General features: G+C 65.6%; 11 protein-coding genes. 1 reads left to right on the plus strand and 10 read right to left on the minus strand.

Annotated features, from left to right (window positions below):
* Positions 1-260 precede the first annotated feature (260 nt).
* Genes EV662_RS19090 through EV662_RS19125 form a run of 8 tightly spaced genes read right to left on the minus strand, consistent with a single transcriptional unit; the run spans position 261 to position 8,860 of the window.
* Entirely contained in the window at positions 261-932 is a 672-nt protein-coding gene (locus EV662_RS19090; protein WP_132466429.1) for a cysteine hydrolase family protein, read from the minus strand.
* A 22-nt stretch (positions 933-954) separates the two neighbouring features.
* Complete coding sequence (locus tag EV662_RS19095; protein ID WP_132466432.1) at positions 955-2,748, minus strand: ABC transporter ATP-binding protein; 1,794 nt, start codon at positions 2,746-2,748, stop codon at positions 955-957.
* Positions 2,745-3,689, minus strand: a complete 945-nt coding sequence (locus EV662_RS19100) for an acetamidase/formamidase family protein (RefSeq protein ID WP_132466435.1) — start codon at positions 3,687-3,689, stop codon at positions 2,745-2,747. The genes EV662_RS19095 and EV662_RS19100 overlap by 4 nt, the downstream gene beginning before the upstream one ends.
* Positions 3,679-5,304: an ABC transporter substrate-binding protein gene (locus EV662_RS19105; RefSeq protein WP_132466438.1), complete on the minus strand. Its 1,626-nt coding sequence runs from the start codon at positions 5,302-5,304 to the stop codon at positions 3,679-3,681. Before EV662_RS19105 ends, EV662_RS19100 begins: the two co-directional genes overlap by 11 nt.
* Before the next feature lie 25 nt (positions 5,305-5,329).
* Complete coding sequence (locus EV662_RS19110) at positions 5,330-6,250, minus strand: ABC transporter permease (protein WP_132466441.1); 921 nt, start codon at positions 6,248-6,250, stop codon at positions 5,330-5,332.
* The gene (locus EV662_RS19115; RefSeq protein WP_132466444.1) at positions 6,250-7,149 is read right to left on the minus strand and encodes an ABC transporter permease; all 900 of its coding nucleotides are present in this window, start codon (positions 7,147-7,149) and stop codon (positions 6,250-6,252) included. Before EV662_RS19115 ends, EV662_RS19110 begins: the two co-directional genes overlap by 1 nt.
* The gene (locus EV662_RS19120; protein WP_132466447.1) at positions 7,146-7,736 is read right to left on the minus strand and encodes an ANTAR domain-containing protein; all 591 of its coding nucleotides are present in this window, start codon (positions 7,734-7,736) and stop codon (positions 7,146-7,148) included. The genes EV662_RS19115 and EV662_RS19120 overlap by 4 nt, the downstream gene beginning before the upstream one ends.
* A complete protein-coding gene (locus tag EV662_RS19125) occupies positions 7,733-8,860 on the minus strand; it encodes a transporter substrate-binding protein (RefSeq protein ID WP_279533262.1) in 1,128 nt (375 codons plus the stop codon). The genes EV662_RS19120 and EV662_RS19125 overlap by 4 nt, the downstream gene beginning before the upstream one ends.
* 866 nt (positions 8,861-9,726) lie before the next feature.
* Here EV662_RS19125 and EV662_RS19130 point away from each other — a divergent pair.
* Entirely contained in the window at positions 9,727-9,837 is a 111-nt protein-coding gene (locus EV662_RS19130; protein WP_425057049.1) for a transposase domain-containing protein, read from the plus strand.
* A 364-nt stretch (positions 9,838-10,201) separates the two neighbouring features.
* Here EV662_RS19130 and EV662_RS19135 read toward each other — a convergent pair whose 3' ends face one another.
* Positions 10,202-11,263 (minus strand): IS630 family transposase, encoded by a 1,062-nt coding sequence (locus EV662_RS19135; protein WP_132466453.1) that lies wholly within the window; start codon positions 11,261-11,263, stop codon positions 10,202-10,204.
* Between the two features lie 216 nt (positions 11,264-11,479).
* Positions 11,480-12,061: hypothetical protein (locus tag EV662_RS19665; protein WP_165915659.1), on the minus strand; the 582-nt coding region annotated here is incomplete at its 5' end.

Here is a 12,061-nt window from a genome sequence, read left to right on the forward strand (position 1 = left end):
CGCGTCCGGATTTCGCAGATGTGTTGAATGTCTTCTTCGGCCTGCCGCACGGCAGCGACCCGACGCCCGTGCGAGGGGTGGCTTTGGGCCGCCTTTACTTTACCTTGCGCAAAATTTCGGCGCGCGGTGGGCGGGAGACGGCCTTCACGACGTAGCAGAGGCAAAAAGGTTGCCGCGTCGGGCGAGGACATTCAGACCGTTTCACCTTTCAAACTCGGCTCGCTGCGATCCGTTGCACGCCGCCTTGTCCTGTGGCCTGCTCAGGTCGACAGGAACTCTCGAACGTCAGCGCTACCAACCACGTGGCAATAGATCATGTTGATCACCGCCAGTTCGTGGCGGTGCAGCTCGTCGGTGGCCGCCGCGCAGCAATCCTCGACCACCACCACGTTGAAGCTTTCGTCGGCCAGGCTGCGCACCGTGGAACTCACGCATTGATCGGTGAAGATGCCCGCCACGATGACGTTCCTCACCCCCATGTTGTGCAGGATCATCCGCAGGTTCGTGCCGGTCAGCGCGCTGTCGGTGGTCTTGGTCACCACGATCTCGTCGGCCGTCGGCCCCACCGCATCAACGATCTGGCTGTCATGCCGGTCCTTCGGCAGCAGCAGGTAGTTGAAGCCCGGTTTCTTCTGGGAAAGCGACCGGTCGCGCCCGTCCTCCTTGAGGCAGGCGATACGGGCATGCACGACCTCGATGCCCGCCCCCCGCGCCCAGTCCTGCAAGGCGCGGGTGTTGGGGATTACCACCTCGTTCATCCGGTCGAAGAAGGGCTGCCAGCGGGTGTTCTCGGCCTCGCTCTCCTTGGGTTCCAGATAGGTGTTCTGGATGTCGATCACCAAGAGCGCCGTCTCGGCGGGCGGCAGGACGATGTCTTCGGGTTCCTCGGCGGTCTCGTAGTAGAACGAGCGGAACGCGGTCTTCCAGCTCATGGCTCTCTCCTTGTTGCGGCGGTCAGGCGGCGCGCGTCCGGCGGGGGCGCGCGACCCAGTGGCCGGGGGCGATTTCATGCAGGTCCTGGCGTTCGGGGGCCTGGCCCAGCGGCCAGACGGGCGAGCCCACGCCGCCCTCGCGCGGCAGGACCGGCGGGCGCACATGTTCGGGGTCGGGCACCGGCACGGCGGAGAGCAGGCGGCGGGTATAGGCATGCGCGGGGTCGCGCAGCACCTGTTCGCGCGAGCCGGTCTCGACGATCTGGCCGAGATTCATCACCGCGACCCGGTCGGCCACTTGGTCGATCACCGCCATGTCGTGGCTGATGAAGAGATAGGCCAGCCCCTCTTCCTGCTGCAACTCGCGCATGAGGTCCAGGACTTGCGCCTGCACCGACACGTCGAGCGCCGAGACGCTTTCGTCGGCGACGATGACCTTGGGCCGCAGGGCCAGCGCGCGGGCGATGCAGATGCGCTGGCGCTGGCCGCCGGAGAATTCGTGGGGGTAGCGGTCCATCTGGTCGGGCGTCAGGCCGACCCGGCGGAACAGCCAGGCGACGCGGTCCTGCAACTCGCTGCCCCGGGCCAAATCGTGCACCTGGAGCGGCTCGGCCACCTGGCGGCCCACGGTCATGCGCGCGTCCAGCGAGGCGCCGGGATCCTGGAACACCATCTGGATGTTACGGCGGATCGGTTTCAGCCCCTTGGGCGACAACCCGGCCATCTGCTGGCCGTCAATACGGATGCTGCCCTGCCACGGCACGAGGCCCAGAAGCGCCTTGCCGATGGTGGACTTGCCGCAGCCCGATTCCCCAACCAGCGCCAGCGTCTCGCCCGGGGCCACGCGGAAGCTGACGCCTTCGACGGCGTGCACCTGCGCCTTGACCCGGTTCAGCACACCGCCGCGCATCGGGAAGCGCACGGTCAGGTCGGCCACGTCGACCACGTCGCGGGTGCGGTCGGGGGCGGGGCGGTCGGGCGCGCGGCCAAGCCGCGGCACCGCGTCCAGCAATTCGCGGGCATAGGGCGTCCTGGGCTCGGCGAAAAGCGCGCGCACCGGCGCGGCCTCTTCCTGCCGGCCGTTGCGCATCACCACCACGCGGCTGGCCATCTCGGCCACCACGCCCATGTCGTGGGTGATCATCAGGACCGTGGTGCCGTGTTCGCGCTGCAGGGCGCGGATCAGTTCCAGCACCTCGGCCTGGACGGTGACGTCCAGCGCGGTGGTGGGTTCGTCGGCGATCAGGATTTCCGGGTTGCAGGCCAGTGCGATGGCGATCATCACCCGCTGGCGCATGCCGCCCGACAACTCGTGCGGGTATTGGGTCAGGCGCCTCTCGGCGTCGGTGATCTGCACGTCGCGCAGCAGGTCCAGCGCGCGGCCCGGCGCCTCGGCCCGGGTGCAGGCGTCGTGTTCAAGCAGAACCTCGGTCAGTTGCCGGCCGATGGTCATCACCGGGTTCAGCGAGGTCATCGGTTCCTGGAAGATCATCGAGATCCGGTTCGCGCGGATGTCGCGGAATTCGCGTTCGCTGCGCCCGGCCAGTTCGGTGCCGTCGGCCAGCCGGATCGAGCCACGCGTGATCCGGGCCATCGGCTGCGGCAGAAGGCCCATGATCGCCAGTGCCGTCATCGACTTGCCCGAGCCGCTTTCGCCGGCCAGGCACAGCGTCTCGCCCCGGTTCAGGGTGAAGCCGAGGTCCTCGACCACCGGTTTGGCGCCGTCGGGGGTGGCGACCTGGATCGTCAGCCCCTCGACGGTGAGGACCGGGCGCGGCGCGTCCCCGCGCCCGGGATTTTCGGCGGGTGCCGTCATTCGAACACCACCCGCGGCATGTAGAACGACACGATCCAGTTCGGCTGGTCCACGATCTCGGAGATGCGCAGGTCGCCGCAGACCGAGCAGAGCATGTAGGCCTGAACCGGAGTCAGCTTGTGCTGCGCGCAGATCAGGTCGATCATCGCCGACAGCGCATCCCGCGCCCCGGTCATCAGGTCCGGCCCGATCCCCGTCGTCACCTCGTAGCCCTTGGCGTCCAGGTGCCGCGTGACCGGCCCCGGCGTGGTGAAGCGCGGGAATTTCAGCGGCTGGTCCTTGACCAGGTCGAGGGTCAGCGAGACGTTCATCGGGCTTTCGATGGCGGTGCCGCAGACCTCGCCGTCGCCCTGGGCCGCATGGGTGTCGCCGATGGAGAACAGCGCGCCTTCGACCTCGACCGGCAGGTACAGCGTGGTGCCCGCGGCCAGGTCGCGGATGTCCATGTTGCCGCCCATGCGCCGGGGCGGCACCACCGAGTGAAGCACCGCCTCGGCCGGGGCCAGCCCGATGGTGCCCGCGAAGGGCTTCAGCGGCACGCGGGCCACGTCGCAGTAAAGCGCCGGGGCCAGCGTGTCGGCCTCGTAGTCCCAGATGTTCAGCGCGCCCTCGGGGAACTGGTCGGCCAGAAGGCCGAAGCCCGGGATGTTCGCCGTCCAGCCCCAGCCCGACGGCGTGAAGCCGTCGATGGTGATCTTGAGCAGGTCGCCGGGTTGGGCGCCGTCCACGTAGACGGGGCCGGTGACCGGGTTGATCTGCTCGAAGGACAGCGTCGCGAGGTCGGCGGCGCTGCTGTCCTTCGACAATTGCCCGCCCGAGGCGTCGATGCATTCGAAATGCACCGACTCGCCGGGCGCCACGGTGGCGACGGGCGGGATCGATCGATCCCACCCGAAGTGATGATGACGACCGTGGATCGTGTGGTCGCAGTTATTGCACATCGGTCGAATACACGAAGTCGTAGTTGACGGGCACGTGCACCGGGTCGACGAAGATCGAGTCCGGCCCGCCCAGTTTCGCCGAGCGCATGGTGAAGCGCTGTTCGTTGAACACCGGCACCCAGGGCGCGTCTTCCATGATCTTGAGGTAGATGTCGCGCCAAGCGGCCTCGCGCTCCTCGGCCATGGCCGGGTCGGTCATGGCGTCGGCGGCATCGGCGGCGGCGTCCAGTTCCTCGTTGCAGTACCACGACCAGTTCCAGCCGCCCTGCACCGCGCCGTCACAACCCAGGATCGGCCCGTAGAAGTTCGACGGATCCGGGAAGTCGGCGATCCAGGCCATGCCGCCCGACCAGATCATCGGTGCCTGGTCCGGCTCGCCGCCCGCGGCGATCACGTTGGCCTGGGCGAGGCTGCGGATTTCGGCCTTGATGCCGATGGCCGCCAGGTCCTGCTGGAACGACTGGGCGATGCGCGGGTTCGGGTCGGTGTTGTAGACGTAAAGTTCGGTCTCGAACCCGTCGGGGAACCCAGCCTCGGCCAGCAGTGCCTTGGCCGCCTCGGGGTCGTAGGGGTAGCCCTCGTAATCGGGCGCATAGCCCGGCATCGTGGGCGGCAGCGGCTGGTTCGCAGGCACCGCGCGGCCGTTGATGATGCGCACGGCACGGTCCTTGTTGATCGCCATGTTCACCGCCTGGCGCACCTTGACGTTGTCGAAGGGCGGCATATTGACGTTCATGGTGATGTAGCCGGTGTGCAGCTGCCCGCCCTCGATCACGAAATCCTTGAAGGCCGGGTCTTCCGTCACCTCGAGGAATTTCGCCGGCGGGATGCCGTCGCCGGGAATGTCGGCCTGGCCCTGTTGCAGGCGCAGAAGGGCGACGATGGGCTCAAGCCCGATCTCGAAGGTGATCTGGTCCAGCTTGGGCAGACCCTCGTTCCAGTAGTCGGTGTTGCGCGCGAAGGTCAGCGACTGGCCCAGCGTCCAGTCCTCCAGGTAAAAGGCCCCGGTGCCGACCGGGTTCTTGCCGAAATCGGGGCCGAATTCCTCGACCACCTCTTTCGGCACGATGGACGAGAAGTTGATCGCCATGACGTGCAGGAAGGTGGCGTCGGGGCGCGAGAGCTTGATCTCGACGGTATAGGGGTCGATCACGGTCACGCCCGACAGGCTGTCGGCTTCGCCCGCGGCCATGGCGTCATAGCCCTCGATCGAGCCGAAGAACCCGGCGCCGGGGCTTTGGGTTTCGGGGTTGGTCACGCGGTCAAGCGAGTATTTCACGTCCTCTGCCGTCATCTCGCGGCCATTGTGGAACTTGACCCCCTCGCGCAGCTTGAAGGTGTAGACCGTGCCGTCCTCGGAAATCGTGTAATCCTCGGCGAGGTCCTTCTTCAGAACCGTGGTTCCGGGCTCGTAATCCATCAGCCCGTCGAACAGCGACTTGATCATCGACCAGTTCTGCCAGTCATAGCCGATGGCCGGGTCCAGCGTGGAGACGTCGTCCTTGTAGGTGACGATCATCGACCCGCCCTGCTTGGCCTCGGTAAAGTCCTGGGCCAGCGCCGGGCCGACTGCCGTGCCCAGCGCGAGCACGCTTGTCAGAAATGTCTTTCGCATTGGTCTTTCCCTCTCCTGTTGTTGGTCATTTGAGCTTGATCCGCGGGTCCACCAGCGGCGCGATGAGGTCCGCCAGCAGGTTCCCAAGGACGATGAAGCAGGCCGAGACCAGCGTGACCCCCATGATGATCGGGATGTCCACGCGCTGGATCGCCTGCCAGGCCAGCTGGCCGATGCCGGGCCAGCCGAACACGCTTTCGACCACCACGATACCGGACATGAACAGCCCGATGTCGATGCCGATCATGGCGATGATGGGCAGGATCGCGTTGGGCGCGACGTGGCGGAAGATGATGCGCAGCTTGCCCAGACCCTTGGCCCGCGCGGTGCGCACGTAATCCTGCGCCAGCACGTCGATCATGGAACTGCGCATCATGCGCGAATACCAGCCCGTGCCCAAAAGCCCGATAGTGATCGCCGGCAGCACCAAGTGGGCCAAGGTGCCGTAGCCGCCGATCGGGAACCAGCCCAGTTGTACCGCGAAAACGTAGAGCAGCAGGATGCCCACCACGAATTGCGGGGCCGAGATGGTGACGAAGGAGAACACCATGAGCGACTGATCGACGGCCGAGTTCCGCTTGAGCGCGGCGATGGCGCCGATGGTCAGCCCGAGGATCAGTTCCACCACGATGGCGGCAAGCATCAGCAGCAGCGTCGCGGGCATCCGCGCGGCGATCAGTTCCGATACCTCGGTGCGTTGCAGGTAGGACCGGCCCAGATCACCCTGAAGCAGGTTGCCGAGGTAACGAGCATACTGGATGTGGAACGGCTGATCGAGACCCAGCTGGGCGCGGATATTGGCCACCGTTTCGGCGGTGGCCGAGCGTCCGGCGATCTGGCGCTCGGGGTCGGCGGGCACGAGGTAGAGAAGCGCGAAGGTCACCAGGCTGATCCCCAGCAGGATCAACAGCGACTCGCCCAGGCGCCGGACAACATAGGCTCCCATCAGTGCCGCCCCTTCAGCCGCGGGTCGAGCGTGTCGCGCAGCGCGTCGCCCAGAAGGTTGAACGCCAGCGCCAGCAGCACGATGGCCAGCCCCGGAAAGAATACCAGCCAGGGCGCGTTGGCGAAATAGGTCTGGTTCTCGAAGATGATGTTGCCCCAGGAGGGGGTGGGGGGCTGCACGCCGACGCCAAGATAGCTGAGCGTCGCCTCAAGCAGGACCGTGGTGGAAATCCCCAGCGTGCCGAAAACGATGATCGAGTAGACCAGGTGCGGCAGGATGTGGCGCCCGAGGATGCGCAAGGTCGACGACCCCATCGCGCGCTGCACCTCGATGAATTCACGCTGGGCGAGGCTGCGGGTCTCGGTATAGATCACCCGTGCCATCTGCACCCAGTTCACCATGGCGATCACCATCGCGACGATCAGCAGCGACGGCTTGAAGATCGCCGCCAGCACGATGGCCAGCAACAGCGCCGGAAACGCCATCATCAGGTCGGTGAAGCGCATGAGGATCCCGCCGATCCAGCCGCCGAAATATCCCGCAGTGATGCCCACCGTCGCACCCACGACCACCGCGATTCCATTGGCGAGCACCCCGATGATGAGCGAGGTCTGCGCCCCCAGGATCAGCCGCGAGAACAGGTCGCGGCCCAAAAGGTCGGTGCCCAGCCAGAACTGTCCCGAAGGCGGCAGCGGCGCGCCTTCGAGGCTGAGGCCGTCGAACATCTGGTCGTTCGGGTCGTAGGGCATGATCCAGGGCGCGAAGACCGCCGCGCCGACCATGAGGACGATGACGATCAGCCCGAAGGCCGAGCGCGGCCGGCGCAGCAAGTCGCGCAGCACGGCGCCGGTCCCGCGCGGCCGACCCGCGGCGGGGGCCTCTGCCGTCGCCTCGGTCATCGGCCTTCCCCCGTCCGGCGTGGCGCTGCCGCCCCGAGATATTGCGCGGCAGCATCCTCCAGCGGGATCCGCTCGATCATGGCAAGCGCGCGCAGCCGCTTGAGTGCGCCGAGCACGTCGACGCCCTCGGCCGCCATGATCTCGATCACCGCGCTGACCAGCACGTCGCGCAGCCCCGCCCGGCGCGCGAGTTCCGCCTCGCGCCGGATGGCGTGCAATCGCTCCGTGGCCTTGGCCCGGGCGATGACCAGCGTCGAGAACACCAGCGCCAGCGCCGTCTGGGACAGGAACGCGTCGCAATTCTGGCCCAGCGCCCAGGCGATCCGGCCGGGGCTTTCGGACCGGATCAGCCCGACCAGCGGCACAGGCGCGGTGCCCGGCGCCCAGGGCAACTGGTCGTCATGGCCCATGTCGACATCGACGAAGACGAAATCGGCCGCGGCGACCGCGTCGCTGTCGGGCCATTCGGCGGTCGCCGCGACCCCGAGCGCGTCCAGGCGTGCGATCAATTCAGCGCGCACGGTTTCGGCCGGATGCAGAACAAGCGCGCGGCAGCCCGTGAAATTCAGGTCCAGCGGCGGCGTCATGACACGATCCTCAGGGTTGGAGGGGTGCGAAGGGGGCGGGGACCCGGCGCCCGCGCGAGATAGGGATCGGGGGCAAGGGCGGTGCCGGGGTCCGACAGGATGCGGAACCGGCCCGCCTCGACCATGGCCAGCCGCGGGATCAGGCTGGAATGGCGTGTCACCGGGTCGATGCGGATGCGGCCCAGCACCGTTTCGTGGTCGGTACCGGCCATCGCCTCGAACACCGCGCGGGGGTCGTCATGGCCCGCGCGGGCCAGGCCGCGGGCCAGAAGGTGGACCGCGGTATAGGCGGTCGCGAAGTTGCACGAGGCCCGGTAGGCCGCCCCGAACCGATGCGCGATGCGGTCGCGGAAGCTGGCGTTCGCGGGGCCGGCCAGGGTCTCGAACCAGGCGCCGATGGCCAGCATCCCGTCGGCGGCGGGGCCCAGCGCGTCCAGGTCCGCCTCGGTCTGGTTGGCGCTGACCACCAGGGGCCGGCCGGCGGGCAGGTCGAGCCGCGACAACGCCTGCATGAAGGCGTGGTTCGACGGCCCGATCAGGCTGTTGACGATGAGGTCGGGCGCGGCGGCGGCGATCTCGTCCATCAGGTGGGCGCAGGCGGTGTCGCCCAGCGGCAGGTAGCGTTCGCCCGAGATCCCGATCCCGGCGGTGGTCAGCCGCTCGCGCGCCACGCGCAGGGTTTCCCAGCCCCAGACATAGTTCGACCCTACCAGGAAGGCGCGCTTGCGTCCCTCGGCCACCACATGGTCGATCAGGGGCACGAGGTGTTGATTCGGGCAGGCGCCCAGGTAGACCACGTGATCGTTGCATTCGAACCCCTCATAGGGGCACGGATACCACAGCAGCGCGCCATGCCGTTCCAGGACCGGGATCATGTCCTTGCGCGACCACGAGGTGATGCCGCCCACGATGTGCCGCAGGTCGCCACCGCCCAGCAGGTCTGCCGACAGCCGTTCGTATTCGGCGGGAACGCCCTTGGGGTCGGCGGCCACGGGGACGAGCCGCAGGCTGGTCTTTTCGTTGATCTCGCGCACCGCCATCATGGCGCCGTCCACCGCACTTTGCCCCAGCGCCGCATAGGGACCGGTCGTGGAAAACATCAAGCCGATCTTCGCCGTGTACACCGTGATCCCCGCGTCCCCTTGCAAGATGCGCCAAAATAAAAAGCCCCATTCCCTCGGTGAAGAGGGCTGGGGCTCGATTGCCTACGCGCATTCCTTTCACGCAAACAGAGCACAGGGGGCGCCACCCTGCAAGACACACAGTACGCGAAACCGAACAAGAGCTCCAAGCGCACGTAATTTCTGGGCGCAACGCTCGGCTTTTGGGCATTCTATGCACGTGCGATTTCAATTGTGGCCCGATGGCCGGTCGCCCTCATCAAGAATATCGGGAGCCCGCCCCCGTGCCGGAGACGACGCCTGGCGAATGCCCCACAGCGAAGAGCAAGTTCGGGTTGGACTGCTCCGAACCAGAGGATGGCGCCGGCCGGCACGAAGGTCCCGCAACTTAAAGTAAAGGCCACTCGATTTCGCAGTCGCGGCGAACGGCAAGCTCAGCGGGCCGCGCCGCGGCATGGACCGCCTATTGCTGGACCGCAGTTCTGGGCCGTTGGCGTTCTTTCTTGTCTGCAGGGCCAGGCCTTTTTTGGTGGTGTCTGCGCATCAGGGTCAGGCGGCCCACGGCGCCGGCCTGGCGGATTCGACCAAGTCATGGGCGTTCGCGAATCTGCGCCGTTGCTTCTGGCTGGCTTCGCTGGCGCGCCGGTTTTCGCGGGTGCACCGGTAGCACCGTTGCAGCACCAGCCTGAGCGCACGCGTGCGCCGCCCTTGCGAGCGGCGCTTAAGTATCTGTTCTGTTGTGGTATTTTTTGGTTGCGGGGGCTCGCAGCTACCGATACCGGCACAGAATCGAAGTTGCCGTCTAAGCGATTGTTTTATTTTGGATTACTCATTCCTTCCGGGTCACGTGAACGTCTCACGCAGCCAGGATGAACCGCGTCGCCCCAGAAACCTGGCTGAGCTGGGTGCTGGCCAACATCGCCGATCACCAGATCAACCGCATCGACGAACTCGCGCCGTGGAACTGGCAGCCAAGTTAAACGTCAACGGCGGTCACGCCGGACGGATACGGGGCAACAGGACTTCATAGCGCTGGAAATGTCACTGCGCGGGTTCTGGCAAAGAACCGCGCCCAGCTCTTCACGCTGTTCACGCTCAGCAACCTGTTCCTGGTCCGACGGAGGCTGATGGCATGAGGAGGAGTCGGCCTGGAATTCGCGAAACCGTTCATCTGGTGATCCCTAAGGCGATGAATCGGCCACCAAGCAGGCATCTCGTGGGCCTCGAAACGACCAAACCGCCGGATCGGCACAGCCAAAAGCGTTGATCAAGCAATCCAAAGCACAGAAGAGAAAACTTTACTTCGTCGCTGGCGGTCGAGACCGACGGAAGCTGGTTGAAGATCTAGGGTTCCGAGTCTGACGCTTGTTTCCGATTTCCGCGGATTTCATCGAGTTTATCCAGCGCGCGGCGTTCTCGGGTGAGGATGTTTTCGGCGGATTTGGTCCAGACGAAGGGCTTCGGCTTCTTGATGTGAAGCAGCAGGTAGTCGTAGATCGCATCCTCGAGATCGTTGACGCTGTCGTAGCTGCCCCGGCGGATGCGCCGGTTGGTGATCTCGGCGAAGAAGCGTTCGACCAGGTTCATCCACGAAGCGCTGGTCGGTGTGAAATGCAGCTTGAACCGCGGATGTTTCTCCAGCCACGCCTGCACCTCGGGCGTCTTGTGGGTGGCATAGTTGTCGAGCACGATATGGATGTCGCGGGGCTTCAGAACCGCGCGGTCGATCCGGCGCAGGAAAGCCAGGAACTCCTTCGCACGGCGGCAGGGCATGCATTCGCCGATCACCATGCCCGATTTCACGTCCAGCGCGGCGAAGAGCGTGGTGGTGCCGCGGCGCTTGTAATCGTGGGTCATGGTGGCCGCGCGCCCCTTCTTGAGGGGCAGCCCCGGCTGGGTCCGGTCGAGCGCCTGGATTTGCGACTTTTCGTCGACGCACAGCACGACTGCGCGTTCGGGCGGGTCGAGGTAGAGCCCCACGATCTCCATGACCTTGGCCTCGAACTGCGGGTCGTTGGACACCTTGAAGCCCTTCGTCAGATGCGGCTTGGGGCCGGCCTCGGCCCAGATGCGCCCCACGCTCGACGGCGATATGCCCGCCGCCGCCGCCATCGTGGCGCGGCTCCAGTGCGTGGCATCGGGTGGCGTCTCCTTCACCGTCTTGGTGATCACCGTCAGCCGCGTCTCCCTCGGCAACGGCGGTACCCGCGACGGCCGGGTCTTTTCCCGCTGCAGCCCCTCGATGCCTTCGTCGAGATACCGCGCCTGCCAGCGCCAGACGGTCGGCTTTGACGTCCCGGCGCGCCGCATGATCTCGCTGGTCCCGCAGCCATCGGCTGTCGCCAGGACGATCTCCGCACGCCAGACATCCTTGCGCGGCGTGTTTCGATTGACGCAGAGCGCCATGAGTTGCTCGCGATCAGCGGGGCCAAGAAACAGGCAGATGTCGTCACGTCTCACGCCTCGATAGTGACCCACCCGTTCACCGTTGGGAATCTTCCGTCAGGTGGTGAACACTAGCTTTCTGGCTATTGCACAGCCTTACGGGAAGACAACAAAATGGGTATAATTCTGCAAACCTTCTAACCAACCACTGGAACACGGGCAGCGCCGCGCTGCCGCTCAATGTCCACGTGCAGCTGCAGGTGTCTTATTCGTAATGCACATGCGTTCTTGCCAAATCTCATTATTGATCGGCGCCACCAAAATCGCGAATTCGAGGGCTGATGCGTCAAAGGGTTCGCGCAGGATGACATCCGCGAGATGGAGGTGCTCAAGCGCAAAACTGTTCCGCGTCGTGTCAGCGGTGGTCAGGATGATCGGGATAGAAGGACATTCTTGGCGGAAAGCCTCGAGTTCAAAATGGGCAGTCTCACTCGTCCAAAAATCGTCCTGCCGTATCAGAACGAATTGCAGATTGCCCGCCAATGCGGCTGCTTCTGTCAGGCCATCGGTGAGATCATGCCGGATCAAGCCCTTTGTCTCGACAACCGACCCAAGGGGCTGCCAACCAGTTATCGCGCCTTTACCAACTATCATCATGAAAGGCTTTGTCATATCGCCAGGTATCGCATTTGGGTCGGCTTTCAGCCCGGACATTTCGCGCGGTTGACCTGCCCCGATGAAGTGGTCCGGTTTCAGTCTTAGTGCATGAGGGGTCTTGGCGCTACGGCTGGTGTGGCCGGCGAAGCGGCTCCGGATGGC

This window comes from Rhodovulum marinum (genome assembly GCF_004343075.1).
Taxonomy (GTDB): Bacteria; Pseudomonadota; Alphaproteobacteria; order Rhodobacterales; family Rhodobacteraceae; genus Rhodovulum; species Rhodovulum marinum.

Coding starts and splice junctions, on each gene's coding strand:
- EV662_RS19135 (WP_132466453.1), bottom strand. CDS start 11,263: ATGGCGCTCTGCGTCAATCGAAACACGCCGCGCAAGGATGTCTGGCGT.
- EV662_RS19095 (WP_132466432.1), bottom strand. CDS start 2,748: ATGACGGCACCCGCCGAAAATCCCGGGCGCGGGGACGCGCCGCGCCCG.
- EV662_RS19100 (WP_132466435.1), bottom strand. CDS start 3,689: ATGTGCAATAACTGCGACCACACGATCCACGGTCGTCATCATCACTTC.
- EV662_RS19105 (WP_132466438.1), bottom strand. CDS start 5,304: ATGCGAAAGACATTTCTGACAAGCGTGCTCGCGCTGGGCACGGCAGTC.
- EV662_RS19130 (WP_425057049.1), top strand. CDS start 9,727: ATGAACCGCGTCGCCCCAGAAACCTGGCTGAGCTGGGTGCTGGCCAAC.
- EV662_RS19120 (WP_132466447.1), bottom strand. CDS start 7,736: ATGACGCCGCCGCTGGACCTGAATTTCACGGGCTGCCGCGCGCTTGTT.
- EV662_RS19110 (WP_132466441.1), bottom strand. CDS start 6,250: ATGGGAGCCTATGTTGTCCGGCGCCTGGGCGAGTCGCTGTTGATCCTG.
- EV662_RS19090 (WP_132466429.1), bottom strand. CDS start 932: ATGAGCTGGAAGACCGCGTTCCGCTCGTTCTACTACGAGACCGCCGAG.
- EV662_RS19115 (WP_132466444.1), bottom strand. CDS start 7,149: ATGACCGAGGCGACGGCAGAGGCCCCCGCCGCGGGTCGGCCGCGCGGG.